We start from the raw sequence: 25,992 nt of genomic DNA on the forward strand, positions 1-25,992 counted from the left end.
GGAGCTCGATGCGCGTGCTGGAGGCGGTAGGAGGTCCGGCTGACCTCAAGAAGCTGACTGGTCAGCAGCTCACCGATCTCGCGGCGGAGATCCGGGACGTGCTGGTCGAGACCGTGTCCCGGACCGGGGGTCACCTCGGCCCGAACCTGGGGATGGTCGAGATCACCCTGGCGATGCACCGCGTCTTCGATTCACCGCGCGACCGCCTGGTCTTCGACGTCGGCCACCAGGCCTACGTGCACAAGCTGGTCACCGGCCGGGCCCCGAGTTTCGACACGCTCCGTCAGCAGGGCGGCCTGTCCGGCTATCCCAGCCATGCCGAGTCCGAGCACGACATCATCGAGAACAGCCACGCCTCGACCGCCCTGTCGTACGCCGACGGCCTCGCCAAGGCGTACCGGCTGCGCAAAGAGGATCGCCACGTCGTCGCGCTGATCGGTGACGGCGGTCTGACCGGCGGCATGGCCTGGGAGGCGCTGAACAACATCGCTGCTGCCCAGGACCTCAAGCTGATCATCATCGTCAACGACAACGGCCGGTCGTACAGCGACACCGTCGGCGGCCTGGCCACGCACCTGACCAACCTGCGCACCAACCCGCGGTACGAGAAGGTCCTCGACCTGATCAAGAAGAACCTCGGCCGGACGCCGTACGTCGGCCCGCCGATGTACGAGGTGCTGCACGGGATCAAGAAGGGCCTCAAGGACATGCTCGCCCCGCAGGGCATGTTCGAGGACCTCGGCCTCAAGTACGTCGGACCGGTGGCCGGCCACGACCGTGAGGCGATGGAGGACGCGCTCCGCAGAGCGAAGGCGTTCGGTGGACCGGTGATCGTGCACGCGGTCACCAAGAAGGGTTTCGGCTACGCGGCCGCCGAGCAGGACGAGGAGGACAACTTCCACCAGATCCGCCCGGCGAACAAGCCGCGCGGCTGGACGGACGTGTTCGCCGACGAGATCGTCCGGATCGGCAGTGACCGCCCGGACGTGGTCGCGATCACCGCCGCGATGCTGCACCCGACCGGTCTGGCGCCGTTCGCGAACAAGTTCCCGGACCGGATCTTCGATGTCGGCATCGCCGAGCAGCACGCCGTGACCAGCGCAGCCGGCCTGGCGATGGGCGGTCTGCACCCGGTCGTCTGCCTGTACTCGACGTTCCTGAACCGGGCCTTCGACCAGGTGCTGATGGACGTCGCGCTGCACAAGTGCGGCGTCACGTTCGTGCTCGACCGCGCGGGGGTCACTGGTGATGACGGCCCGAGCCACAACGGCATGTGGGACATGTCGCTCCTCCAGGTCGTTCCCGGCCTGCGCCTCGCTGCGCCGCGCGACGGCACCCGCTTGGAGCAGCTGCTGAACGAAGCGGTCGAGGTGGAGGACGCCCCGACCGTAGTGCGCTTTGCCAAGGGCGAGGTGTTCCCGGACATCGACGCGATCGACCAGGTCGGCAGCATCGATGTGCTGAAGCGGTCCGGCGACGACGTGCTGCTGGTCGGTATCGGTGCGATGGCGGCCACCGCGATGGACGTCGCGCAACGCCTGGAGGCGCACGGCTTCGGTGTGACGGTGGTCGATCCGCGCTGGGTGAAGCCGGTGCCGGCCGAGCTCGTCGAGCTGGCCGAGGACTTCAAGCTGGTCGCCACGATCGAGGACAACGGCCGGGCGGGCGGCTGCGGCGCGCAGATCGCGCAGGCGGTCCGGGACGCGGGCATCGACACCCCGGTCCGCGACTTCGGCATCCCGCAGCGGTTCCTCCAGCACGCCAAGCGTCCCGCCGTACTGCAGGAGATCGGGCTGACCGGCCAGGAGCTGGCCCGCGAGATCACCGAGCTATTGTCGGAGCACCACGGCGACGCCCTCAACGAGCCAGACCCGGCGGGCGACCGCCCGGGCAACGCCTAAGACACCACTCACGGACCCAGGAACCAGGACCGTGGCTGAGGCAGGACGGCACAGCCGGCACAGTCGGGTCCGCCGCGCGCGACGACGGTCGTCGCGGGTCTGGCCGGTCCTGCTGTCGCTGGCTCTGATCGCGGCCGCGGTCGCGGGCGGTCTCGCGCTGCATCGTTCGAGCCAGCGTGCCGACGGCGCCGCGGACGGCGTCGCCAGTGCCGCGAACGTGGACCTGGCTGCCCGGACCGCGGCCGTCGACGTGGTCCTGAAGCGCCGGGCGCAGGCAGTGCTGGCCGGCAACGAAACGGCGTTCCTCGCCGACGTAGACCCCGCCAACGCCAAGCTGGTCGCGAGTCAGCGGACCCTGTACACGAACCTTCGCCAGTTCGGCTTCGCGAAGCTGGCCTACCAGCAGCTGGCCCAGCAGTACGACGACAGCATCGTGCAGAGGGACGGCCCGTCGACGTACCTGGTCGCTGTCGCGATGACATACCAGATCCGCGGCATCGATCTGGTCCCGGTTCGCGCGATGCTCGGCTACACGTTCACCCAGCGTCCGAACGGCACCTGGATGCTGGTCTCGGACTCCGACCTCGACAAGCGGCTGCCGCGCGGCTCACATCAAGAGGCTTGGGACACCGGCCCGGTGCTGGTGAAGCGGGCGCCGCGAGTGCTCGTGGTCGTCGAGCAGGGCCAGGACGCGCTCGCGGCGAAGCTGGTCACGATGTCCGTCAGCGCCGTGCAGGCCGTCAGCGAGAGCTGGCCGGGCAGCTGGAAGGGCTCCGGCGTGGTGATCGCGCTCGACGACAAGATCGTTCGCGGCGCCGACTACACCCAGCCGATGAACGCCGAGGACGCCATCGCGATGGCGACCTGGGTGTACCGCACGCTGCCCGGCGAGGTCACCGGCGCGGGGGAGCGGGCCGACTCGTACGTCGTCATCAACCCGTTCAACCGGAGCAAGGTCGACGCGCGCACCCTGGCCCACGAGTTCACGCACGTCGCCACCGCGCCGTACGGCCCGTACGCTCCGCGCTGGCTGGTGGAAGGCGCCGCGACGTACGTCGAGTTCCTGCCGATGACCGGCCAGACGAAGCTCGCGATCCCGCAGTACCGGCAGGACGTCCGCACGAAGTACCTCGCGAAGGCGACGAGCCTGCCGGTCGACGCGACGTTCTTCGACCACGCCGACAGCTCGTACCCGTTGTCCTGGCTGGCGCTCGACTACCTGTTCACGCGGTTCGGGGCGACCGAGGTCGGCACGCTGTACCGGGAGATGGCGTCGCTCGGCTCGACGCAGAAGGAACGCGACCGGATCATGCTCGAGCACGTCGGCATGACCGAGGCCGGACTTTTCGCCGCACTGAAGGCTGCCGCGGCAGCATAAATCGGCGTGGGTCGAGTAGGGTAGCCCGGCTGCGACCATCGGGTACTCGGAGGGGAACCACCCGAAGTGAGTGCAACGACGCCTGTTTCCGGGCCGCCCACCGGCCCTCGCCGCTGGCTGGGACTTGTCCTGGCAGTGGCTCTGGTGTCGGGCGGCATCGTCTACACCGTTGAAGAACGCGAGCAGGACGCCCGCAACCACCCGACGGCCATCCGGACCGTCAGTCCGACCCCGCCGAAGGCCACCAAGCCGTCCCGGGTCGCCGCCCAGATCGCCGCGCGCCGGGTCGCCATCGACACGATCCTGCTCCGCCGCGCGCAGGCCGTGCAGACCGGCAACGAGGCGCTGTTCCTCGCCGACGTGGACCCGGCCAACAAGAAGCTCCGCGCCGACCAGAAGATCCTGTTCGCGAACCTGGTAGAGATCGGCTTCGACGAGGTCGGGTACAGCCAGGCCGAGGAGCGCTTCAACCCGGCGGTGATGCGGGAACACGGCGGTACGACGTACCTCGTCCGGGTGCTGATGCGCTACCAGATCCCGAAGGTCGACCTCACGCCGGTGACGACCGAGCTCGGCTACACGTTCATCTCCCGGGCCGGCCACTGGCTGCTCACCGACGACAACGACCTCGACGCCGACCTCGGGCCGGGCGCGCACCGCGAGGCCTGGGACCTGGGCCGCATCGAGGTGCAGCGCGGGCCGCGGGTACTGGTGGTGGTCGAGAAGGGTGACACGAAGCGCGGCCGGGCGATCGCGGCCGCCGCGACCGAGGGCCTCAACGAGGTGACGGCGTACTGGCCGCGCAAGTGGAGCGGTTCGGTGCTGGTGATCGCGCTCGACAAGACCGACGTACGCGATGCGCGCTTCGCCGACGAGGACATCGAGTCCGCGGCGAGCACCGGTTCGACGTTCTCCTCGCTGCCCGGTCAGGACACCGCGGACGGCACGGTCGCCGGCGGGTACATCGTGATCAACCCGACCGAGCGCGACCGGGTCGACGAGATCCTGCTGTCGCACGAGATCACCCACGTCGCGACCGCCGACCTGGGTGGGTACGAGCCGCTCTGGCTGGCCGAAGGCTCCGCGGAGTACGTGTCCTGGCGCGGCATCGAGGCGATCAGCGGACCCGCCGAGGTCGCCAAGTGGGAGCAGGAAGTCATCGACGACGCGATGCCGCAGCTGTCTTCGCTGCCGAGCGACGCCGGCTTCTACCAGAACTCCGCCGACGTGTACGGCGTCAGCTGGCTGGCGGTCCGGTTCCTCGTGCAGCGGATCGGGCTCGACAAGGTCGAGGACCTGTACGAGGACATGGCGATGAACGGCACCGACCAGGCCGCCCGGGACCGGATCCTGACGGACCGCACCGACCTCACCGAGGCCACCTTGTGGACGTCGCTGGCAACATACACGCCACAACGCTGAGTGGCGGATTGACCTCATCGCGTCAGAGGGGCAATCTCGTAGGGGTTTTCGTCCACCTCGAGGAGGCGCAGATGAGTCTTGTGCGGAAGAAGACGATCGAGCAGTCGATCGCCGACACGGACGAGCCGGAGTACCAGCTCAAGAAACGCCTCACAGCCATCGACCTGACCGTCTTCGGCATCGGCGTCATCATCGGCGCCGGCATCTTCACCCTGACCGGGCGTGCGGCCAAGCTGTACGCCGGCCCCGGCATCGCACTGTCGTTCGTGCTGGCCGCGTTCTGCTGTGCGCTGGCCGCGTTGTGCTACGCCGAGTTCTCGTCCACCGTGCCGGTGTCGGGATCGGCGTACACGTTCTCGTACTTCTCCCTCGGCGAGATCTTCGCCTGGATCATCGGCTGGGACCTGCTGCTCGAGCTGATGCTCGGGGCAAGCGTCGTGTCGCAGGGCTGGTCGACGTACGCCGCGTTGTTCCTGGATCAGATCGGGTTGGGCTGGCCGTCGTCGATCGGCCCGGACAGCCATGTGAACGTGCTGGCGATGCTGCTCGTGCTGGTGCTGGCGACGCTGGCGACGATCGGTATCAAGGAGTCGCTGCGGGTCAACCTGGTGCTGGTCGGGATCAAGCTGTTCGTGGTCCTGTTCGTGATCATCGCCGGCCTGTTCTACATCAAGGGCTCGAACCTGTCGCCGTTCATCCCGCCGAGCGTGCCGGCCCCCAACGGCGACGTCACGATCACCACGCCGCTGTTCCAGGCGCTGTTCGGGTTCACCCCGTCGACGTTCGGCGTGATGGGTCTGGTGTCCGGCGCATCGCTGGTGTTCTTCGCGTTCATCGGGTTCGACGTGGTCGCCACCACGGCCGAAGAGGCGAAGAACCCGCAGCGCGACCTGCCCCGCGGCATCATCGGCTCGCTGGCGATCTGCACCGTGCTGTACGTGCTGGTCTGCATCGTCATCACCGGCATGGTGAAGTACACCGACATCAGCGGTGAGGCCGCGCTGGCGGAGGCGTTCCGGTCGGTCGGCCGCGGCGGCTTCGCGACGTTGATCTCCGCGGGTGCGGTGGCCGGTCTGACCACCGTCGTACTGACGCTGATGATCGGCGCGGCGCGGGTCGTGTTCGCGATGAGCCGCGACCACCTGATGCCGCGTCAGCTCGGCAAGACGCACCCCAAGTGGGGTACGCCGTACCGCCTGACCATCGGGATCGGAGTGGTCGTCGCGATCATCGCCGGCGTCACCCCGATCGGGAAGCTGGAGGAGATGGTGAACATCGGCACGCTGGCCGCGTTCACCCTGGTGTCGATCGCCGTACCGCTGCTGCGGAAGAGCCGGCCGGACATCAAGCGGTCGTTCACGGTGCCGGGCAACCCGGTGATCCCGATCCTGGCCGCGATCATCTGCGTCTACCTGATGCTGAACCTGTCGCTGGAGACGTGGCTGCGGTTCGCGATCTGGATGGTGCTCGGGTTCGCGGTCTACGCGCTGTACGGCTACAAGCGCAGCCGGGTCGGTCTGGAGGAGAAGACCGGCGAGGCGCAGAAGGCGTGATCCGACCCCTCGGATGGTCGGCTAGGATCAGCCGACCATCCGAGGGGGATCCACCGATGAACCACCCGAAACGCCTGTTCGCAGGCGTTGCCGTGCTGGCGCTGGCGGCGTCCGGTACGGTCGTCGCCGTCCGGGTCCGGAGCGGTGACGCAGCCCCCGGGACCAGCGCGGTCGCCGCGGAGGCAACCGCAACGTCGCCGACGCCGGGCGAGCTCAGTGCCGCCCAGGAGGCGGCGCGCAAACAGGCGATCGACGCGGTGCTGGCCCGACGGTCCGCTGCCGTTCTCAAGGGTGATCTGAAGGGCTTCCTGGCCCCGGTCGACCCGAAGCAGGCTGACCTGGTCGCGCGTCAGCGGATCCTGTTCGCGAACCTGCGGAAGTTCGGGTTCAGCTCGTTGAAGTACTTCACTGCTGACGCGTTCCGTCCGGTGCCGGGTCTGGTGGCGAAGTTCGGGCCGACGACGTTCTCGACGCGGGTGATGATGCGGTACCAGTTGGTGGGGCTGGATCCGCAGCCGGTGCAGACCGACCTCGGGTACAGCTTCGTCCGGCGGGCCCGTGCGTGGATTCTGGTCGACGACACCGGGACGGACGAGAACCTCAGCGAGGAGGGGCATCGCCAGCCGTGGGACTTCGACGCGGTCCAGGTGGTACGGCGGGGGACGGTCGTCGTGGTCGTGGACAAACGGGAAGCCGGCCTCGGTACGAAGGTCGCGCAGGTCGCCGAGAAGGCGGTGAAGTCGGTCCGCAAGCACTGGGCCCAGCCGTGGAACGGCGCAGTACTGGTCGTCGCGATGCCGCAGGACCGGGTGATGTCGACGATCTGGACCGCCGGCACCGGGGACGGCTGGACGATCGCGGCGAAGGCCGTGACGCTGTTCGAGGGGGAGCAGCTGGGCAAGCCGATCGGCCGTCCGATCGGCAGCCGGATCGTGGTGAACCCGGCGTTGCGCAAGCGGCTCGACAAGGACCTGCTGGTGCACGAGATGACGCATGTGGCGACGTCGACGCTTGGGATGGCCACGCCGATCTGGATGGTCGAAGGCATGGCGGAGTACGTCCGCTGCCGCTCGATCGAGGACGATCCGCACTGGTCCGTCGACCCGTACCGCAAGCAGGTCAAGACGGCGTACCTGCCGAAGCTGACCGCACTACCCGACCCATCCGTCTTCGACGCCGACGCAGGCCGCGCCTACGGCACGAGCTGGTGGATCGTCGAATACCTGGCCCACAAACTGGGCGAGAAGAAGCTGGCCGCCCTCTACACCGACATGTCCCAACACGGCGAGTCCGTCCTGAGGAAAGACACCGGCCAAACCCCCGCCCAAATCGTCGCCGCCGCCAAAAAGTTCAAGGGCTAAACGCGATCCGGATCGTTTGAGGGGTTGACCCCTGAGGTTGCCGGTTGTCCTCCCTGGATGCGAGGTGTCAACCAGCCATCTCGGGGGTCAACCCCTCAGACGGCCGAGCGGATCAGGTGAGGCCGGCTACGCCGCGGGGGAGGAAGCGGGTGCCGTTGATCTTTTCGGAGATGCCGGTGCGGTCGAGGTACGGGGTGATGCCGCCCAGGTGGAAGGGCCAGCCGGCGCCCAGGAGGAGGCACAGGTCGATGTCCTGCGCTTCGGCGACCACGCCCTCGTCGAGCATGATCTTGATTTCCTCGGCCAGCGCGGTCAGCACGCGGTTGCGGAGTTCGTCGGCGGTGGACGGCTTGTCGCCGACCGTCACCAGCGCCTCGACCTCCGGATCCACGACCGGCTTGCCCTCCGGCCACAGGTAGAACGAACTCTTGCCCGCGGCAACAACCTTCGCCAGGTTCTCCGAGACCGCGAACCGCTCCGGATAGGCCCGGTTCATCGTCTCCGCGACGTGCAGCGCGACCGGCAGGCCGACCAGTTGCAGCAGCACGAACGGCGGCATCGGCAGACCCAAGGCCGACAACGCCTTGTCGGCAAAGGGAATCGGCGTACCTTCGTCCACCGCCGCGCTGACCTCGCCGAGGAACCGCGTCAGCAGCCGGTTCACCACGAACGCCGGCGCGTCCTTCACCAGCACACACGACTTCTTGAGCGTCTTGCCGACCGCGAACGCGGTCGCCAGCGAGGCGTCGTCGGTCTTGTCCGCCCGGATGATCTCCAGCAGCGGCAGCACCGCGACCGGGTTGAAGAAGTGGAACCCGAGGACCCGTTCCGGGTGCTCCAGGTCCGCGGCCATCTCGGTCACCGACAACGACGAGGTGTTGGTCGCCAGCACGGCGTCCGGCCGGATGATCTTCTCCAGGTCGGCGAAGATCGTCTTCTTCAGCTGCAGCTCCTCGAACACGGCCTCGATCACGAAGTCGGCGTCCGCGAACACTGCCCTGTCCACCGACCCGGTGACGAGCGCCTTCAGCTGGTTCGCCTTGTCGGGGCGCACCCGGCCCTTCGCGAGCAGCTTGTCGATCTCACCGTGCACGTACCCGACGCCACGGTCCACCCGCTCCTGGTCCAGGTCCGTCAGCACCACCGGTACTTCGAGGCGCCGCGCGAACAGCAACGCCAGCTGACCCGCCATCAGACCCGCACCGACGACACCGACCTTGGTCACCGGCCGCGCCAGCGACTTGTCCGGCGCCCCGGCCGGCCGCTTGGCTCGCTTGTTCACCAGGTCGAACGCGTAGAGCCCGCTCCGCAGCTCCTCGCTCATGATCAGGTCGGCCAGCGCCTCGTCCTCGGCCGCGAACCCACGGTCCCGATCGTTGTCGCGAGCCGCCGCGATCAGCTCGAGCGCCCGGTACGGCGCCGGCGCCGCCCCACTGACCTTGAGATCGGCAAAAGCCTTGCCCCGGGCAACCGCCGCGTCCCACGCGTCGCCACGGTCGATCGAAGCGCGCTCGACCACCACGGAGCCCGTCAGCACCTTCGATGCCCACAGCAGCGACTGCTCCAGGAAGTCCGCCGAGTCCAGCAGTACGTCGCCGATGCCGAACTTCACCGCCTCCGGCCCGCTGAGCATCTTGTTCTGGTTCAGGGCGTTCTCGACGACGACCTTGACGGCGTTGTCCGCGCCGATCAGGTTCGGCAGCAGGAAGTTGCCGCCCCAGCCCGGGATCAGCCCGAGGAAGACCTCGGGCGTCGAGAGCATGCCCGCGGCGACCGAGACGGTGCGGTAGGAAGCGTGCAGCGCGACCTCGAGCCCACCGCCGAGCGCCACCCCGTTGACGAACGCGAACGACGGCTTGCCACCGTCGACCAGCTTCCGCATCACACCGTGCCCGATCTTGCCGAGCGCCAGCGCCTGCTCCCGATCGGTCAGCTTCGGTACGCCGGTCAGGTCGGCGCCCGCGGCCAGGATGAACGGCTTGCCGGTGACACCGATCGCGACGATCTCATCGCGGGCCAGCGCCGCGTCCAGAGCCTCGTTCAGCGACCCGAGACCCTTGGGCCCGAAGGTGTTCGGCTTGGTGTGGTCGTGCCCGTTGTCCAGCGTGATGAGCGCCATCACGCCGGCCTTGCCCGGAAGTACGACGTCCCGGGAGTGCGCGAGCGTGACGACCTCGTCGGTCGACAGCGCCGACGCGGAGTCGATCAATTCCTGCAGGCTCACTTCTGACCCTCCCAGTTGGGGTTCTCCCAGATGACCGTTCCGCCCATGCCGAGGCCGACGCACATGGTGGTGAGGCCGTAGCGGACCTCGGGGCGCTGCTCGAACTGCTTGGCCAGCTGGTTCATCAGCCGGACCCCGGACGACGCCAGCGGGTGCCCGTACGCGATCGCTCCGCCGTACGGGTTGACCCGCGGGTCGTCGTCGGCGATGCCGTAGTGCTCCAGGAACGCGATCACCTGGACGGCGAACGCCTCGTTGACCTCGAAGGCCTGGATGTCGTCGATCGTCAGCCCGGCCAGCTTCAGAGCCTTCTCGGTCGCCGGGATCGGACCGACGCCCATCACCTCGGGCTCGACGCCGGCGAAGCCGTACGAGACCAGCTTCATCTTCGGCGTCAGCCCGAGCTCCTCGGCGGCCTCGGCGGACGTCAGCACGCATGCGGTCGCGCCGTCGTTGATCCCGGCCGAGTTGCCCGCGGTGACCCGCCCGTGCGCACGGAACGGGGTCTTCAGCCCGGCGAGGTCCTCGACCGTCGTGCCCGGCCGCATCGGCTCGTCGGTGGACGCGTAGCCCCAGCCCTGCTCGGCCGACCGGGTCGCGACCGGCACCAGGTCCGGCTGGATCAGGTCGTTGGCGTAGGCCTTCGCGGCCTTCTCCTGCGACGCTGCGGCGAACGCGTCGGCGCGCGCCTTGGTGATGCCCGGGAACCGGTCGTGCAGGTTCTCCGCGGTCGACCCCATCACCAGCGCGGAGGTGTCGACCAGCTTCTCGGCGATGATCCGCGGGTTCGGGTCGACGCCCTCGCCCATCGGGTGGCGGCCCATGTGCTCGACCCCGCCGGCGATGACCACGTCGTACGCACCGAACGCGACACCGGCCGCGGTGGTGGTGACGGCGGTCATCGCACCGGCACACATCCGGTCGATGGCGTAGCCGGGGGTGGTGTTCGGCAGGCCGGCCAGCAGCGCCGCGGTCCGGCCGATGGTCAGGCCCTGGTCGCCGATCTGGGTGGTGGCCGCGATCGCGACCTCGTCCACTCGCTCCGGCGGGAGCTCCGGGTTCCGCCGCAGCAGCTCCCGGATGCACTTGATCACCAAGTCGTCGGCGCGGGTCTCGGCGTACTGGCCCTTGGCCTTGCCGAACGGGGTGCGAACGCCGTCGACGAACACGACATCGCGGATCTCACGGGGCACGAGTGCCCTCCTCTGGGGGTCGGGAAAGCTACCTCGATGCTACCCGTGAGTAACAGAACCGCCAAAGTACTCACGCCTGTGCGTCGGCTCACAAAGCCGTTACCCGTGGCTTTGCGGCGCGAATGGGCGCATGCTGGGTGATCAAGGTCCGCGTCACTGGAGTTGTTCCATGAACAATTTTGATCTGGCCGTACCGGTCCTCAGCCGGGGGAAACACCGCAATCCACGCAAGGGCGCCTGCTTCATGGAGTTCGCCTCCTACCTGGCCGGCGAGCCGTGGTCCGACCATCCGGCCTGCACGCATCCGCTGCTGGCCGGCGTCGCGCGGGACGTCAACGACTGTACGACGGACGCCGGGCGGTCCCGCCTGGCGCCGATGATCCCCTCGGTGATCGGGCTGACGCCTGACGACCCGCACGTCGTACCGAGGGTCACGGCACGCTGCATCCAGCAGGCGTTGCCGGTCGTCTCGCAGGAGCGCCAGTACATCCTGGCTGTTGCGCTGCTGGTGGGGGAGAAGCAGCTGGCCGAGCTCGACGGGCGGCCGCCGGACGACATCGAGCCGGACTCGCTGGCGGTGCTGCGATCGGTCCCGTCGGCGACGAAGTGGGCCCGGTCGTTCACGGCACGCTCCCGCCGGGGTACGCCGGACTTCGCCCGCCGGACCGCTCCACGGGCGGTGTCGTGCGCGGTCGAAGGCATCTCGCAGGCGTGTGTGCCCGACCCTGACGACCGGCTGTACAAGCTGCTCGTCGACGCGATCGCCGAGACCAAGCTGTGGATGCCGGCACCCGCACCCAGATCGGTTACTCCGGAGGTCGTACGCTTCACAGTGTGACATTGGAGATCGATACCGGTTCAGGTTTGATACCAGTCCACGAGTGGGGATCCGCCGATAGCGAGGCCCCCGGAGTCCTGCTGCTGCAGGAGATCTTCGGGGTCTCCGACTACATCAAGCACCGTGCGGCGGATCTGCGCGCCCTCGGGTACTACGTGATCGCGCCGGAGATCTACTGGCGGCTCGACGACACCGAGCTGGACGAGTCCTCGCCGGACCTGCTGCAGCGCGCCATGGGCATCGTCGGACGCCTCGACTGGGACCAGGCCGTCAAGGACGCCGTCGCCGCACTGGAGTACCTGCAGGCGCGCGGCAAGGGCGCCGGAGTGGTCGGCTTCTGCTTCGGTGGCGGGCTGGGCTACAACGTCGCGGCCGTGGCGTCACCGGACGTGCTCGTGAGCTACTACGGCTCCGCGCTCAAGCAGCTCGGCGAGCTCGCGCCGAAGGTGACCGCGACCAGCCTGCACCACTTCGGCAACACCGACGCCTACCTGGACGTCGACGAGATCGTCCCGATGCTGGGCGCTGCCGAGATCCACCGGTACGACGGCGCCGGTCACGCGTTCGACAACCCGCTGCCGATGTTCCACCACCCCGACGCCTCCGCCCTCGCATGGCGCCGTACCGAAGACTTTCTTGCCCGTCACCTCCCAACTCCACAAGGATGAGCATGAGCCTGTACGACATTCCGCTGACCACTCTGTCCGGTGCATCGACGTCGCTCGGTGAGTACAAGGGCAAGGCCGTTCTGGTCGTCAACGTTGCGTCGAAGTGCGGCCTGACGCCGCAGTACGAAGGTCTCGAGAACCTGCAGAAGAAGTACGGTTCCCGCGGCTTCACCGTCCTCGGTGCGCCGTGCAACCAGTTCGGCGGCCAGGAGCCAGGCACCGCCGAGGAGATCGACACCTTCTGCTCGACGACGTACGGCGTGACGTTCCCGATGCTGGACAAGCTGGACGTGAACGGCGAGGGCCGGCACCCGCTGTACGCCGAGCTGACCCTGACCCCGGACGCCGAGGGTGAGGCCGGCGACATCCAGTGGAACTTCGAGAAGTTCCTGGTCAGCCCCGAGGGCACCGTCGCCGCCCGCTTCCGCCCCCGCACCGAGCCGGAGTCGGACGAGGTCGTCGCCGCGATCGAGGCCCAGCTCCCGGCCTGACACCGCAGAGATCGCCCGTCGCGTCCGCGGCGGGCGATTTTCTTTGCCGTCCATTGCAACAACTCTTTCGAAAGAGTACTTTCGACGCATGCCGAACCCGCATCGCCGCCTGAGCGACCCCCGTGAGCTGAACGCTCTGGCCCATCCCGTGCGGATGGCGATCATCGAACTGCTGTCGGTCAGCGGACCGCTGACCGCGACCGAGCTGGCCGACCGGCTCGACGAGACGCCGGCGAACTGTTCGTGGCACCTGCGCAAGCTGGCCCAGCACGGGTTCGTGGTGGAGGCCGAGGGTGGGAAGGGCCGGCAGCGGCCGTGGCAGGTGCCGGGGCTCGGATTCCGCTGGGACGAGGAGCACGCGTCGGGATCGATCGACGAGCGGCGTGCCGCGCAGGCGTTGTCCGACGTGATGATGGGTCGCGCGATCGACCGGTTGCGGGAGGCGCAGCAGCGCGCACCGGAAGAGTCCGAGGAGTGGCGTGCGGCGCACAGCAACACCGAGATGGTCGCCTGGCTGACTCCGGACGAGCTCAAGGAGATGAACGAGGCGATCAATGCTGTGCTCGACCGCCATGTCGAGCGGTTGACCGATCCGAAGCAGCGGCCGGCGGGTGCGCGACTGTGCGAGTTCGTCGCCTGGGGTGTCCCGACGTACTTCCCGGGGGTCGATCCGGCATGAGGAAGCTCTTCGCGCAGCCCGGGTTCCCACGCCTGTTCGGCGGGCTGAGTACGTCGATGCTGGGCGACTCGGTGATGCTGCTGGTGCTGAGCATGTGGGTGAAGACGCTCACCGGCTCCAACGCGCTCGCCGGTCTGACCTTCTTCTTCATGGTGCTGCCGGCGCTCGGCGCCCCGCTGCTGGGCGTGTGGGTGGACCGCCTGCCCCGCAAGGCGATCCTTGTTTGGGGCAACTTCGCGAGCGCGGCCGCCGTACTCCCGCTCGTCCTGGTCCGGGACGAGAGCGACGTCTGGCTGATCTGGGTGGTCGCCTTCCTGTACGGCGTCTCGTTCGTCGTCCTGCCCGCTGCCGTCAACGGGCTGCTCAAGGAGTTGCTGCCGGACGATCTCCTCGTCGACGCGAACTCCAGCCTGGCCACGATCAAGGAGGGCTATCGGCTGTTCGGGCCGCTGGTCGGCGCCGCGATCTTCGCGACCGCGGGCGGCTGGCTGGTGGCGGTCATCGACGCGACCACGTTCGCGGCCGCCGGGCTGTTCATCGCGACGATCAAGGTCACCGAGACCCCGGCGCCGGCGAAGCACACCTTCCGCGAGGACGTCCTCGGTGGCGTCCGGTTCCTGGTCGGCGATCGGGTACTGCGCCATGTCCTCGCCGGGCTGGCGATCTCGATCCTCGTCATCGGCTTCTTCGAATCGTCGATCTACGCGCTGATGGATGCCTTCGGCAAGCCGCCGACGTTCTCCGGCGTCTTCGTCACCTGCCAGGGCATCGGTGCGATCATCGGTGGCCTCACCGCGAGCCGCGCCGTACGCCGCCTGGGCGAGATCGCCGTCTGCGTGGTCGGCCTGGTCGCACTGGCCGCCGCCACGATCGTCTGCGCCGCCGCACCCACGATCATTGTGGTGCTGATCGGTGCCGGCATCTGTGGGCTGGGGCTGCCGTGGACGTTCGTGGCGTTCACGACGCTGATGCAGCGCCGCTCACCGGGGCACCTGATCGGCCGGGTCTCGACCGCGGTCGAGGTGCTGCTGTCGACGCCGCAAGCGATCTCGCTCGCCGTCGGCAGTCTGCTCGTGAGCCTGCTGAGCTACCGCCAGATCTTCGCGATCATCGCAACCGTGATCCTGCTCGGCGCGCTCCAGATCGTCCTGACCCTCCGCACCGAGCTCCGCCCAGCCCCGACTCCAACGGAGTCCGTCTCAGGGGTCAACCCCTGACCTGGACGCTTGACCCCTCGTACACAGGGGTCACAACCGACCATCTCGGGGGTTGACCCCTGAGACGGTCGGCTAGTCGGGGGGCTGGTCGAGGGGCTTGGCGGGGGCCTCTGAGGTCATCGCGTCGGTGAGTACGTCGGCGGTGAGGCCGATCTGCCACGGACGTGCGTGGTGGTCGCGGAGGAAGGTCGTGACGACCTCGAGGTTCACGTCGCTGGGCGGGGACCAGGCGAGCCGGCGGATCGTGTCCGGGGCCAGGAGGTTCTCCGTCGGAAGGCGGTGCGCCTCGGCGATCTCCGCGACCGCCGTGCGGGCGGCCGAGAGACGTGCCGCAGCGTCCGGGTCGCGGTCGGCCCAGGCGCGGGCCGGCGGCGGGCCGTCGTACCGCGGTCCTTGTTTGGGGAGCTCGGAGTCGGGGAGGCGGCGGGCGTGGTCGACTGCCTCCCACCAGGTGCGCATGTGCCGGTGCGCGCCGCGGCCCTTGAACGCGGTCAGCTTCTGCAGCGTGTCCCGATCGGCCGGCATCGCGGACGCGGCCTCGACGATCGCGGCGTCCGGCAGGATCCGGCCGGGCGAGATGTCCGCGGACTCGGCGATCTGGTCCCGCGCCTCCCACAGCGCGCGGACGACGCCCAGGCTGCGGCGGTTGCGGACCCGGTGCATGCCCGACGTACGGCGCCATGGGTCCGGCTTGGGCTCGCGCGGGGGAGCGTCGAGGATCGCGGCGAACTCCTGCTCGGCCCACTCCCACTTGCCTTCGCGGCGCAGCTCCTGCTCGATCGCGTCGCGGAGCTCGATCAGCATCTCGACGTCGAGCGCGGCGTACACCAGCCACGGCGCCGGCAGCGGCCGGGTGGACCAGTCGGCCGCGGAGTGCTCCTTGCGCATCCGATAACCGAGCACTTCGCTGACCAGCGAGGCGAGCCCTACCTTCGGGTACCCGAGGAGGCGGCCGGCCAGCTCGGTGTCGAACACCTGTCGCGGCACCATCCCGACCTCGGCCAGGCAGGCCAGGTCCTGGTTGGCGGCGTGGATGATCCACTCGGTGTCGACGATCGCGTCGCCGAGCGCGGACAGGTCGCCGAACGGGATCGGGTCGACGAGTGCGGAGCCGGAGCCCTCACGGCGCAGCTGGACCAGGTACGCACGGTGCGAGTAGCGGTAGCCGGACGCGCGCTCGGCGTCGACAGCCACCGGCCCGCTGCCGGCCCGGAACGCCTCGACGGCGTCGGTCAGCGCCGACTCGACATCGATCACGTCCGACAACCCGTCCCGCAGTTCCAGCAGGGGCAGGGTCGCGGTGGGGTCGTCCGAGGTGGACGGCTGCGGAGTGTTGGCTGAACTCATCGGCCCCGCTGTCCGCGTCGGGTCGGCATCGCGACAACCCCCGGCGGAACCGGCGGCAGTCCGGCCGCCGTACAGAGAACCTCGCCCCACGCCTCGGCGTGCCGGGTCACGTCCACCAGGCCACCAGGCCCCGGCACCGGGCTCCAGGACGCGCGGATCTCGATCTCCGCCGTCGCGTCGTCGTCGGCCATGCCGCCGAAACTCTCCGATACCACCCTGGTGACGGTACCGCTCGGGGCCAGGAAGTCGGCGCCGCGGTCGGCCAGCGCCTCCATCAACCAGGTCCAGCCCACGCCACCGAGCAGCGCGTCGGTCACCATCTCCGGTTCGACGGCGGCACGCACATACGCGACACAGCGGAAGGTCGACTGCCAGGCGTCGTTCCCGGCCGGGTCGTAGAGGATGACGAGCCGGCCGGTGGCGACATCGTCGCCGTCAACCGTCACGTCCGCGCTGACCGCGGCCGCGTGCGGTGCGATCCGCTGCGGTGCGGGCATCTCCTCGACGAAAACCTCGGGCCGGAACCGGGCACCTCGTAACTGCGAGACTGCCTCGGCGAACTCCGCGGGTGGCGCGTCGACCTGCTTGCGGGCACCCATGCTTCGCAGCCTACGACCGATTACTCACCGACGCTTGTTTAGACGCGCCGGTAACAGGCGGTGTCTGACCGGCGCACGGCCGTTGGAACCAGCGTGGGATCATCGCTGTGTGCCTTCGACGTCGCCGCTGGATCGTTCGCCCTACCTGCTCGCCGCCCGGGGGGAGCGGCCGTCGCACACCCCGGTGTGGTTCATGCGACAGGCGGGACGGGCGCTGCCCGAGTACCACAAGGCGCGGGAGGGCATCTCGATGCTCGAGTCCTGCATGCGTCCCGACCTTGTCGTCGAGATAACGCTGCAGCCGGTCCGCCGTTACGGCGTCGACGCGGCGATCTTCTTCTCCGACATCGTCACCCCGCTCCAGTTCGCCGGTTACGACATCGAGATCAAGCCTGGGGTCGGCCCGGTGGCGGCGGACCCGATCCGGGACGCCGCCGGGGTCGCGGCGGTCCGCCCGGTCACCGCGGCCGACGTGCCGTTCACCACCGAGGCCATCCAGCAGCTCGTCTCCGAGCTCGGCGGTACGCCGCTGATCGGGTTCGCGGGCGCGCCGTTCACGCTCGCGTCGTACCTGGTCGAGGGTGGGCCGAGCAAGGACTTCGCGAAGACCAAGGCGATGATGCACGGTCAGCCGGACCTGTGGCATGCGCTGGCGGACCGGCTGGCCGATGTCGCGATCGCGTTCCTGTCGGTCCAGGTCGAGGCCGGCGCGTCGGCGATCCAGCTGTTCGACTCGTGGGCCGGCGGCCTGTCCCCGCGCGACTACGAACGGTTCGTGCTGCCGCATTCCGCCAAGGTGTTCGATGCGCTCGCGCCGTACGGCGTACCTCGGGTGCACTTCGGCGTGAACACCGGCGAGCTGCTCGGCCTGATGAGCGCGGCCGGCGCCGACGTGGTCGGGGTCGACTGGCGCGTCCCGCTGGACGAGGCGGTGCGACGAGTCGGCCCGAAGCCGCTGCAGGGCAATCTGGATCCGGCCCTGCTGTTCGCCGGCTGGGACGCGATCGAGCCCGAGATCGACCGCATCCTCGAGGAGGGCAAGGCCGCCCCCGGCCACATCTTCAACCTCGGTCACGGGGTCCCGCCGAGTGCCGACCCCGACGTGCTCGCCCGGGTGGCGAAGTACGTGCAGACCCGGAGCGCTCAGTGATCCGTCTTCCGGACCACCCGGTGACTCTGGAACCCCTGACCGCGGAGCACGCCGACGCCGTGCTCGCCTTCGAGCTGGAGAACCGCGAGTACTTCGCCTCGTGGATCTGGGATCGCGGCGACGACTACTTCGCGAACTTCGCCGCCAAGCACGCGGCCCTGCTCGCCGAGCAAGCGGCCGGGGTCTGCCGCTTCCATGTGCTGGTGGACGACTCCGGTGCGGTGGCCGGCCGGGTGAACCTCGTTGACCTGAAGAACGGGTCGGCCGAGCTGGGCTACCGGATGGCGCAGAAGTGGGCGGGGCAGGGCCTCGCGTCGGCGGCGGTGCGGGCGATCATCGGCGTCGCCGCCACGGAGTACGGATTGACGGCCCTGTGGGCCGGAGCCTCGGACCGGAACCCGGCGTCGCAGGCGGTGCTGACGCGGGCCGGATTCCGGCAGGTCGCCACCACAAGCACCGACCTGGGCCCGGGCAAGAGGTTCGAGTTGGTCCTGGAGGGCGTGTGAGCCGGGTCGTTGTCGTCGGTGGCGGGATCAGTGGGCTGGCGGCGGCGCATGCGCTGGCGACCGGGCCGAATCCGCCGCAGATCACCGTGCTCGAGGGGTCGCCGCGGCTCGGCGGGAAGCTGGCCGGGGCCGAGCTCGAAGGGGTGCCGGTCGATCTGGGCGCCGAGTCGGTGCTGGCGCGGCGGCCGGAGGCGGTCGACCTGATTCGGGCCGTCGGCCTCGGTGACGACGTGGTCCACCCGGCGACGACCTCCGCGGGTCTGTGGGTCGGGGACCGGATCCGGGCGATCCCGCCGACCGTGATGGGGGTCCCGGTCGATCCGTCCGCAACGGTCGACGTACTCGGGTCTGCGGCGGCCGAGCAGGTCGCGCACGAAGCCGAGCTGCCGGCGCCGGCGTTGACCGAGGATGTGGCGATCGGGCGGTTCGTTGCCGAGCGCATGGGGTCGGCGGTGACCGACAAGCTCATCGACCCGCTGCTCGGCGGGGTGTACGCCGGGAAGGCCGAGGAGATCTCGCTCGCGGCCGCCGTACCGGACCTGTACGCCAAGCTGCGGACCGCGCCGAGCCTGCTCGCCGCGACGGCCGAGCTACGTGAGCTGGGCCAGAAGCGCGCCGGCCAACCCGTGTTCGCGGGCGTTGTCGGCGGGATCAACCGGATCATCACCGCCCTGGAGCAGGACCTGACCGCGCGCGGCGTGGAGATCCGCCGCAAGCTGACCGTACGACGGATCTCGCGGACGCCGGACGGCTTCGCCCTCGAGGCGGGCCCCGTGCCCGCGCCGACCGTGCTGACCGCGGACGCCGTCGTGGTCGCCGTACCCGCGGCACCGGCCGCGCGGATGCTGACCGAGCTGGTGCCGACGGCATCGACCGAACTGGCGGCGATCGAGTACGCGAGCATGGCGATCGTGACGCTGGCTGTCCGGAAGCGCGACTGGCCGGATGACGCGACCGGCTCCGGGTTCCTCGTGCCCTCCGTCGAGGAGCGCACGATCAAGGCGTCGACGTACTCGCACGCCAAGTGGGCGTGGTCGGCCGAGGCCGGGGGAGAGCTGGCCGTACTGCGTGCCTCGGTCGGACGACTCGGTGAGGAGTACGTGCTGCAGCGGTCCGACGAGGAGCTCGTCGCGCTCGCGGTCGCGGATCTGCGCAAGGCGATCGGCTTGCAGGCCGAGGTCGTCGGGTCGCTGGTGACGCGATGGGGCGGCGGCCTTCCGCAGTACGCCGTGGGGCATCTGGACCGGGTCGACCGGGTCGAGGCCGCTGTGGCCGACGTACCGGGGTTGGCGGTGTGCGGAGCGGCGTACCGAGGTGTCGGGATCGCGGCGTGTGTCGCGTCCGGTGGCAAGGCAGCCACCCGGGTGCAGGAGCATCTCAACGCATTGGAGACAATGGCGAAGTGACAGGTAAGCCGAAAGCCCGCGAGCTCAACGACGTCATCCGCTACACCTTGTGGTCGGTCTTCAAGGTCGAGACGCCGCTCGGTGATGCCGACCGGGACGAGCTGACCGCCGAGCTCAACGACCTGGTCGGGAAGCTCGCGGCCGACGACGTGGTGATCCGCGGGATCTACGACGTCGAGGGGTTCCGCGCCGACGCCGACTTCATGATCTGGTGGCACGCCTCGACGTCGGACGCGCTGCAGAAGGCGTACCACGCGCTGCGCCGGTCGCGGCTCGGCCGGCACCTGGTTCCGGTCTGGTCGCAGTTCGCGCTGCACCGGCCGGCCGAGTTCAACAAGAGCCACATCCCGGCGTTCCTGGCCGACGAGGAGCCGCGGGCCTACGTCTGCGTGTATCCGTTCGTCCGGTCCTACGAGTGGTACCTGCTGCCGGACGAGGAGCGCCGGTTCATGCTCGCCGAGCACGGCAAGATGGCGCGCACCTACCCGGACGTGCGGGCGAACACGGTGGCGTCGTTCGCGCTCGGCGACTACGAGTGGATCCTCGCCTTCGAGGCCGACGAGCTGCACCGGATGGTCGACCTGATGCGCGACCTGCGCGCGTCCACGGCCCGGCGGCACGTCCGCGAAGAAGTCCCGTTCTACACCGGCAAGCGCACTGAGCTCGGCGAGCTGGTCGCTAACCTGGTGTGATGCATCGCAAGGCCTTCCCGGTGCTCTACGTCCAGAACGTACGCCGGTCCGTCGAGTTCTACAGCCTGCTCGGCTACGAGTCGACGTACCAGTTCCCGCTGGAAGGCGACCCGCACTACGTCGGCCTGGAGCGTGGCGACTCGTCCCTCGGCCTGTCCGACGCCAACTGGCCAGAGGCCCAGCTGGGCATCACCGTGGGTACGGCGCCACGCTTCGAGCTGTTCGTGTACGTCGACGACGTCGACGCCGAGGTGGAAGTGTTCCGGGCCGCGGGCCACCCGGTCCTGCAGGAGCCCGCGACCATGCCCTGGGGCGAGCGCCAGGCGTACCTCGCCGACCCCGAGGGCAACCCGGTCGCGCTGGCAACGCCGATCTAGGTGCCCGGCTTCTGCAGCAGGTAGTCCTCGGCGCGCATCGAGGTCGGGGGCCTGACGTCAGCCGGGATCAGCTCGCGCAGGTCGCGCTCGGTCAGGCTGTCCGGGTCGCTGGAGGACAGCCGGATCGCCTGGTTGGAGACGGCCTCCTCGAGGACGTTCCGGATGAAACGACCGTTACCGAAGCTGTGGCCGCGGGGCGCGGGCGGGATGACGGTGCGGACCTTGTCCAGCACCTCCTCGCCGTACACCATGCCCTTCTGCCGCGCCTGCAGCTCGAAGATCGCGACCAGCTGGTCGGTGTCGTACTCGCTGAACGACAGCAGCTTCGGGAAACGGGACGCCAGACCGGTGTTGGACTCCATGAAGCGCTGCATCTCGCGGTGGTACCCGGCGACGATCACGATGCAGTCGTTGCGGTGGTCCTCCATCAGCTTCAGGATCGTCGAGACCGCCTCGAGGCCGTAGTCGCCCGGGGTGTTCTCCGGGGTCAGGCTGTACGCCTCGTCGATGAACAGCACGCCGCCGAGCGCCTCGCGGAACTTGGCCGCCGTCATCGGCGCCGTCGAACCGACCGCGGGGCCGACCAGGTCCGAGCGGTCCACCTCGACCACGTGGCCCTTCTCCAGGACGCCGAGCTGGTGGTAGATCCGGCTGAGCAACCGGGCGATCGTCGTCTTCGCCGTACCGGGCTTCCCGACGAACACCATGTGCCGCGCCCGCTCGTGACTCGGCAGGCCGAGCTCGGACCGGCGGAGGTTCGTCTTCACCTCGGCGACCATCCGGCGAACGGCGTCCTTCACCGAGTCCAGGCCGATCAGCGAGTCCAGCTCGGCGAGCGGGTTGTCGCTGAAGTCCAACGGCTTCGGCAGCGGCTCGTCGAGCGTGCCGCCGGTGCCTTCGCCGGCCTCGTCGCCACTGTCCTTCTGGACGTCGCTCCAGGCGGCCGAGAGTGAGGCCTCCTGGTTCGCTGCGGTCTGGTTCTCCAGGGCGCTCCAGCGCTCCCGGTCGAGCATCCGGAACAGCGTGGTGAGGTCCGGCACCTCCGGCTCCGGCCACGGCTCCCGGACGAGCACACCGGACAGGTGTACGCCGACCCGCGCGGCGGCGGCGCCCCAGGACCGGGCGAGCGCCGACTGCCCGTTCCGGATGGCGCGAGCCATCCACTGGTTGACGTGGCCGTGCCAGGTCTGCAGGTTGAAGGTCGGGTGGATGTCCTGGAGCGCCGTGTGCACGTCGACCGCAGCGGAACCGAGGATGTTCGCGACGGATTGCGGGATGGCGCGCAGGCCGGTGGCCAGGATCAGCTCGGCCAGCACCTGCGCGAAGTCGCCGGCGTACTCGTCGGGGCTCACCATCAACATCCGGGCGTGCGTGTCCCGGACCGAGTTCAGCGAGTAGCGCAGCGCGGCGGTCGGGCCGGCCAGCTCGGGGAGCACGGCGCGCTCGGAGTCCTTGAGCGCGTCGGACCGCCAGTACTTCGCGATCTCGTCGTACTCGCCGGTGACGTGCAGGTTGGTCGCCTCGCGGTCGGCCAGCACCCGGTCGAACGCGGCGGTCAGGGCCTGGGCCCGGGCCGCCATCGGCGGAGCGTCGACGAACAGCCGGACGACGTTGCGGGACAGCTGCAGGGCATGGTTGCGCCCGTTCTCGCGGAAGCCACGCGCGCCGGCGATCGCCTGCAGGTGCCAGTCCGTTGGCGGCGCGTAGATCACGTGGCCGCTGCCGCCGAGGCGGGAGGACGGCCGGTAGAACTCGTGCGTCAGCTCGGCCGACAGGTCGGCGTACTCACCGTGCAGGACCGGGATCCACCCGGTCAGCAGCGGCGCCACCTGGTGGGTGAACCAGACCGTGGCCGGCGTGCCCTTGACGAAGTCCGGGAACGCCTCCGGGCGCAACGGCCGCAGGGCTTCGGGATCGTCGGCCCAGGCTCGCAGCTGAGCCCGGACCCGGGCCGTCCATTCGGCCGGCACCTCCCACGGCTCCTCCGCCGCCAGCACATCCAGAACTCGCGGTCTGCGGATGTCGTCTGCCACCAATTTCCTTCCCCAGGAGGAGCCACCAGCCGACCCAGTCTAGGGCTAGACCGGGCGACCGGGTGGGCAGGCTCAGGCCGGGTCGAGAGTCAGGCTGATGCTGTTGATGCAGTAGCGGAGATCGGTCGGGGTGCCGTAGCCCTCGCCTTCGAAGACATGGCCCAGGTGGGAGCCGCAGTCGGCGCAACGCACCTCGACGCGCTTCATGCCGAGAGCGGTGTCCTCGATGTACTGGACCCGGTCCTCGGCCAGCGGCGCGAAGAACGACGGCCAGCCGCAGTGCGAGTCGAACTTGGTCTCACTGCGGAACAGTTCGGCGTCACAGGCGCGGCACTTGTACACACCTACGGTCTTGGTGTCGGTGTACTCACCGACGAACGGCCGCTCGGTGCCGGCCTTGCGCAGCACGTGGAACTCGGCGGGGGAGAGCTGCGCCTTCCACTCCGCGTCGGACTTCTGTACGGCGTACTGCTTGGTGTCATCTGTCACGACACCAGTATCGGTCGCCCGGGCAAGAAAACCCCGCCCGGGCGACCGACGTAAGACTGCCGAAATCCTCGGGTTACCGCACCCAGGACGGCAGCGGGATCAGCTTGACCACCTGCGGGTCGTGGTCGGAGATCTGGTCCGGGAACTCCGCGTTCATGTGCACCACGTCGTACGACGAGGCCGGCCGCAGGTTCTGCGAGATCAGGATCTGGTCCAGGATCTGGCTGTTGCCCTCGAACACGTAGCTGTACCGCTCGTTCAGCGGCAGCGTCCGCGGCTCGTCGATCAGCGCGGTCTTGCCCGACCCGACCAGGATGTCCGCCGTGCCCGACCAGTCGAAGTCGTTGAGGTCACCGAGCACGACCACGTTCGCGCCCTTGTCCTTGGCCAGGATCTGGTCCACGAACCCGCGCACCGCCTGGGCCTGCTGGTGGCGCTTCGGCGCGCTGGACTGCACCGGCGGCTGGAACCGGCCCCAGAGCGGGTCGTCGCCGCCCTTGGAGCTGAAGTGGTTGACCACCACGAACAGCGACTGCCCGAGCCAGGTGAACTCGCCGGCCAGCGGGACCCGGGTGTCCGCCCAGGCCGGGTTGGCCGGGTCGACGCGGCCCGGCGACGCGCTCAGGTGCGGCTTGCCGAACCGGTCGGCGGTGATCGTCGTCGCCACCGTCGAGCCGCCGCCCGCGCGGTCGACGAACTTGACCGGCTTGTCGGTGCGGTACATGAACGCGACCCGGATGTTGCCGCCCGGCTCGCCGCCTTCCTTGCCGTCGACCGGGTCGATCTCGCGCCAGGTGTACTTCGGTCCGCCGGCCTTCACGATCGCCGCCGCCAAAGTGTTCAGCGTGACGTCCGCGGCGACCGTACCGGAGTTGACGGCGCCGTCGTTGTCCTGGACCTCCTCGAGACCGAGGATGTCCGGCGCGGCGAGGTTGTGCACGACCGCCTGCGCCAGCCCGTCGAACTTGGCCGGGCCGTCGGCCGGGTCGAGGTTCTCCACGTTGAACGTCGCCACCGACACCTGCACCGGCGAGGACTTCTTGGTGACCTCACGCTTGACGCCACCGTCGATCACCGTCGGCGTGACGGTCGGCTGAAACTTGAAGTTGCCGAACGAGTAGTCCAGAACACCCGTGACGACACCGGCCAGCTTGTCGCCGGTCTTCGCGTCCGGGATCGGCGCCAGGACGTCGTCCAGCAGCACCCGCTCCGGGTTGCTGTCGGTCTTCTGCAGCAGGATGCCGCCGCGGACCGTCCGGACCCCGGAGCCGGCCGGTACGACGGACAGCTCGCGGAACGAGCTCGTCGGGCCGGTGACCTGCGGCTGGTTGATGCCCAGCCACATGCCCTCCATCGACTCCCAGAAGTCCAGGCCGTCGTTGGCCGGGTCGAACGCCGTACTAGTGGTCTCCACGTCACCGGCCGAGTCGTCGTCGATCACGGTCGACGGCGGCACCCGCCCGCCAGGGCCGACGATGGTCGGTGCCGGTACGGCGGCCGTCCCGGTGACGGTGATCTTCGGGTTGGTCAGCTCGGTGGTGGTCAGGTTCGTCGTACCGCCGGAGCCGCCCGGGCGGAACTCGGCGACCGAGGCCTCGACCGTCAGCGCGTCACCGACCGAGACCGTCGGCGCGGAGCTGGTGAAGACGAACACGCCTTCGCTGGTGGCCGGGTTGCCGTCCGGCTGCGGGTCCTGGAACCAGAACCCGTTGGTGCTCTTCGCGGTGACCACACCGGTCACGTTGCTGACCCGCTTGCCCTCCAGCGGCGAGCGGTGCGCGGCGCCCTGGATGTCGTGGATCTTGGCGTCCACCGGCGGCTCGGCCGGACCACCGGTCAGCGTGCCCGGCGACGGGTTGCCCGCGGCGAAGTCGGCGCCGTTGTTGTCGGTGTCCGACTTCGGGTCGACCCGGGAGTCCGAGGTGGTGTTCGACAGTCCCGGCGCGGGCGTGCCCTCGGAGTCGGTCGCGGTGCCGTAGCCGACGTAGTCCTTCACGCTCGGGTCCGCGTGGCAGGTCGCACCGCAGGCGAGCGCGGTCTGGCTGGTGACCAGTGCGATCTTGCCGGCCGTCGCGGACATCGGGATCGTGCCGGTGACGTTCGGGGTCGGCATCGGCTGGCCGTTCGCCCCGCCGCCCTCCTGGACCAGGTACGCCGTACCCGGGTCGATGCTGCCCGTCAGCTTGGTGACCTGCCACGAGGTGCCGGCCGCCGAGGCGTACTGGATCGACCAGCCGCTGACGTCGATCGCAGCCGAGCTGTTGTTGGTCAGCTCGACGAAGTCGTTCGTGTACGGCGCGCCGCTGTTGCCGCCACCGCCGTACACCTCGGTGACGACCACATCGGCCGAAGCGGCCTGCGCGGGCGCGGCGATGAACGCCACCGCCAGCCCGGAGGCGAGAAGACTGGTCGTGACCACGAGGGCGCCCAGGCGGCGCCGTGGTCGGTTCAGGGCAGACATGGCCCGG

General features: G+C 69.3%; 22 protein-coding genes. 15 read left to right on the forward strand and 7 right to left on the reverse strand.

Annotated features, from left to right (window positions below):
• Positions 1-8 precede the first annotated feature (8 nt).
• The 5 genes from dxs (at position 9) to OHA18_RS32710 (ending at position 7,615) form a co-directional block, all read left to right on the forward strand.
• A complete protein-coding gene (gene dxs, locus OHA18_RS32690) occupies positions 9-1,901 on the forward strand; it encodes a 1-deoxy-D-xylulose-5-phosphate synthase (RefSeq protein WP_328999194.1) in 1,893 nt (630 codons plus the stop codon).
• Between the two features lie 31 nt (positions 1,902-1,932).
• Positions 1,933-3,279 carry a hypothetical protein gene (locus OHA18_RS32695; RefSeq protein WP_328999195.1) on the forward strand — a complete coding sequence of 449 codons (1,347 nt, stop codon included), beginning with the start codon at positions 1,933-1,935 and terminating at the stop codon, positions 3,277-3,279.
• Between the two features lie 135 nt (positions 3,280-3,414).
• Positions 3,415-4,701 carry a hypothetical protein gene (locus OHA18_RS32700; RefSeq protein ID WP_328999196.1) on the forward strand — a complete coding sequence of 429 codons (1,287 nt, stop codon included), beginning with the start codon at positions 3,415-3,417 and terminating at the stop codon, positions 4,699-4,701.
• 71 nt (positions 4,702-4,772) lie between these two features.
• Entirely contained in the window at positions 4,773-6,254 is a 1,482-nt protein-coding gene (locus OHA18_RS32705) for an APC family permease (RefSeq protein ID WP_328999197.1), read from the forward strand.
• Between the two features lie 56 nt (positions 6,255-6,310).
• Positions 6,311-7,615, forward strand: coding sequence for a basic secretory protein-like protein (locus tag OHA18_RS32710; RefSeq protein ID WP_328999198.1), 1,305 nt, complete (start codon positions 6,311-6,313; stop codon positions 7,613-7,615).
• A gap of 112 nt (positions 7,616-7,727) precedes the next feature.
• On the opposite strand, the gene OHA18_RS32715 is transcribed toward OHA18_RS32710, so the two are convergent.
• Together OHA18_RS32715 and OHA18_RS32720 are read right to left on the reverse strand one after the other, a co-directional pair.
• Positions 7,728-9,839 carry a 3-hydroxyacyl-CoA dehydrogenase NAD-binding domain-containing protein gene (locus OHA18_RS32715; protein WP_328999199.1) on the reverse strand — a complete coding sequence of 704 codons (2,112 nt, stop codon included), beginning with the start codon at positions 9,837-9,839 and terminating at the stop codon, positions 7,728-7,730.
• Positions 9,836-11,032, reverse strand: a complete 1,197-nt coding sequence (locus tag OHA18_RS32720; RefSeq protein WP_328999200.1) for a thiolase family protein — start codon at positions 11,030-11,032, stop codon at positions 9,836-9,838. The genes OHA18_RS32715 and OHA18_RS32720 overlap by 4 nt, the downstream gene beginning before the upstream one ends.
• A 169-nt stretch (positions 11,033-11,201) precedes the next feature.
• Between OHA18_RS32720 and OHA18_RS32725 the strand changes: the two genes are divergently transcribed.
• The 5 genes from OHA18_RS32725 (at position 11,202) to OHA18_RS32745 (ending at position 14,925) form a co-directional block, all read left to right on the forward strand.
• Complete coding sequence (locus OHA18_RS32725) at positions 11,202-11,870, forward strand: hypothetical protein (RefSeq protein WP_328999201.1); 669 nt, start codon at positions 11,202-11,204, stop codon at positions 11,868-11,870.
• Positions 11,867-12,538: a dienelactone hydrolase family protein gene (locus OHA18_RS32730; protein ID WP_328999202.1), complete on the forward strand. Its 672-nt coding sequence runs from the start codon at positions 11,867-11,869 to the stop codon at positions 12,536-12,538. Before OHA18_RS32725 ends, OHA18_RS32730 begins: the two co-directional genes overlap by 4 nt.
• A gap of 2 nt (positions 12,539-12,540) precedes the next feature.
• The gene (locus tag OHA18_RS32735) at positions 12,541-13,029 is read left to right on the forward strand and encodes a glutathione peroxidase (RefSeq protein ID WP_328999203.1); all 489 of its coding nucleotides are present in this window, start codon (positions 12,541-12,543) and stop codon (positions 13,027-13,029) included.
• 88 nt (positions 13,030-13,117) lie between these two features.
• Positions 13,118-13,708, forward strand: coding sequence for a winged helix-turn-helix domain-containing protein (locus OHA18_RS32740; RefSeq protein ID WP_328999204.1), 591 nt, complete (start codon positions 13,118-13,120; stop codon positions 13,706-13,708).
• Positions 13,705-14,925: an MFS transporter gene (locus tag OHA18_RS32745; RefSeq protein WP_328999205.1), complete on the forward strand. Its 1,221-nt coding sequence runs from the start codon at positions 13,705-13,707 to the stop codon at positions 14,923-14,925. The genes OHA18_RS32740 and OHA18_RS32745 overlap by 4 nt, the downstream gene beginning before the upstream one ends.
• A 72-nt stretch (positions 14,926-14,997) precedes the next feature.
• Here OHA18_RS32745 and OHA18_RS32750 read toward each other — a convergent pair whose 3' ends face one another.
• Positions 14,998-16,272 carry a ribonuclease D gene (locus tag OHA18_RS32750; RefSeq protein ID WP_328999206.1) on the reverse strand — a complete coding sequence of 425 codons (1,275 nt, stop codon included), beginning with the start codon at positions 16,270-16,272 and terminating at the stop codon, positions 14,998-15,000.
• On the reverse strand, positions 16,269-16,871 hold the full coding sequence (locus OHA18_RS32755; RefSeq protein WP_328999207.1) for a DUF3000 domain-containing protein: 603 nt from the start codon (positions 16,869-16,871) through the stop codon (positions 16,269-16,271). The genes OHA18_RS32750 and OHA18_RS32755 overlap by 4 nt, the downstream gene beginning before the upstream one ends.
• A 109-nt stretch (positions 16,872-16,980) precedes the next feature.
• On the opposite strand from OHA18_RS32755, the gene hemE reads away from it, so the two are divergent.
• From hemE to OHA18_RS32780, 5 genes are read left to right on the forward strand one after another with little or no spacing between them, the layout of a single operon-like run.
• Complete coding sequence (gene hemE / locus OHA18_RS32760) at positions 16,981-18,021, forward strand: uroporphyrinogen decarboxylase (protein ID WP_328999208.1); 1,041 nt, start codon at positions 16,981-16,983, stop codon at positions 18,019-18,021.
• Positions 18,022-18,041: 20 nt separating this feature from the next.
• Positions 18,042-18,527 (forward strand): GNAT family N-acetyltransferase, encoded by a 486-nt coding sequence (locus OHA18_RS32765; protein ID WP_328999209.1) that lies wholly within the window; start codon positions 18,042-18,044, stop codon positions 18,525-18,527.
• Complete coding sequence (hemG, locus tag OHA18_RS32770; protein ID WP_328999210.1) at positions 18,524-19,933, forward strand: protoporphyrinogen oxidase; 1,410 nt, start codon at positions 18,524-18,526, stop codon at positions 19,931-19,933. Before OHA18_RS32765 ends, hemG begins: the two co-directional genes overlap by 4 nt.
• On the forward strand, positions 19,930-20,625 hold the full coding sequence (hemQ, locus tag OHA18_RS32775; protein ID WP_328999211.1) for a hydrogen peroxide-dependent heme synthase: 696 nt from the start codon (positions 19,930-19,932) through the stop codon (positions 20,623-20,625). Before hemG ends, hemQ begins: the two co-directional genes overlap by 4 nt.
• The gene (locus OHA18_RS32780; protein WP_328999212.1) at positions 20,625-21,002 is read left to right on the forward strand and encodes a VOC family protein; all 378 of its coding nucleotides are present in this window, start codon (positions 20,625-20,627) and stop codon (positions 21,000-21,002) included. The genes hemQ and OHA18_RS32780 overlap by 1 nt, the downstream gene beginning before the upstream one ends.
• Here OHA18_RS32780 and OHA18_RS32785 read toward each other — a convergent pair.
• The 3 genes from OHA18_RS32785 to OHA18_RS32795 form a co-directional block, all read right to left on the reverse strand.
• Positions 20,999-23,035, reverse strand: coding sequence for an AAA family ATPase (locus tag OHA18_RS32785; RefSeq protein ID WP_328999213.1), 2,037 nt, complete (start codon positions 23,033-23,035; stop codon positions 20,999-21,001). The two genes, OHA18_RS32780 and OHA18_RS32785, sit on opposite strands and share 4 nt — an antisense overlap.
• Positions 23,036-23,107: 72 nt before the next feature.
• Positions 23,108-23,524: a peptide-methionine (R)-S-oxide reductase MsrB gene (gene msrB / locus OHA18_RS32790; protein WP_328999214.1), complete on the reverse strand. Its 417-nt coding sequence runs from the start codon at positions 23,522-23,524 to the stop codon at positions 23,108-23,110.
• 73 nt (positions 23,525-23,597) lie between these two features.
• Positions 23,598-25,985, reverse strand: coding sequence for a lamin tail domain-containing protein (locus OHA18_RS32795; protein WP_328999215.1), 2,388 nt, complete (start codon positions 25,983-25,985; stop codon positions 23,598-23,600).
• Positions 25,986-25,992 lie beyond the last annotated feature (7 nt).

Origin of the sequence: Kribbella sp. NBC_00709, assembly GCF_036226565.1 — a bacterium.
GTDB lineage: Bacteria > Actinomycetota > Actinomycetes > Propionibacteriales > Kribbellaceae > Kribbella.

Excerpts from the sequence above, each read along its gene's own strand:
- OHA18_RS32705 (WP_328999197.1), top strand. The coding sequence starts at position 4,773 with ATGAGTCTTGTGCGGAAGAAGACGATCGAGCAGTCGATCGCCGACACG.
- OHA18_RS32780 (WP_328999212.1), top strand. The coding sequence starts at position 20,625 with ATGCATCGCAAGGCCTTCCCGGTGCTCTACGTCCAGAACGTACGCCGG.
- dxs (WP_328999194.1), top strand. The coding sequence starts at position 9 with ATGCGCGTGCTGGAGGCGGTAGGAGGTCCGGCTGACCTCAAGAAGCTG.
- OHA18_RS32750 (WP_328999206.1), bottom strand. The coding sequence starts at position 16,272 with ATGAGTTCAGCCAACACTCCGCAGCCGTCCACCTCGGACGACCCCACC.
- OHA18_RS32725 (WP_328999201.1), top strand. The coding sequence starts at position 11,202 with ATGAACAATTTTGATCTGGCCGTACCGGTCCTCAGCCGGGGGAAACAC.
- OHA18_RS32745 (WP_328999205.1), top strand. The coding sequence starts at position 13,705 with ATGAGGAAGCTCTTCGCGCAGCCCGGGTTCCCACGCCTGTTCGGCGGG.
- OHA18_RS32795 (WP_328999215.1), bottom strand. The coding sequence starts at position 25,985 with ATGTCTGCCCTGAACCGACCACGGCGCCGCCTGGGCGCCCTCGTGGTC.
- OHA18_RS32755 (WP_328999207.1), bottom strand. The coding sequence starts at position 16,871 with ATGGGTGCCCGCAAGCAGGTCGACGCGCCACCCGCGGAGTTCGCCGAG.
- OHA18_RS32740 (WP_328999204.1), top strand. The coding sequence starts at position 13,118 with ATGCCGAACCCGCATCGCCGCCTGAGCGACCCCCGTGAGCTGAACGCT.
- OHA18_RS32710 (WP_328999198.1), top strand. The coding sequence starts at position 6,311 with ATGAACCACCCGAAACGCCTGTTCGCAGGCGTTGCCGTGCTGGCGCTG.
- OHA18_RS32735 (WP_328999203.1), top strand. The coding sequence starts at position 12,541 with ATGAGCCTGTACGACATTCCGCTGACCACTCTGTCCGGTGCATCGACG.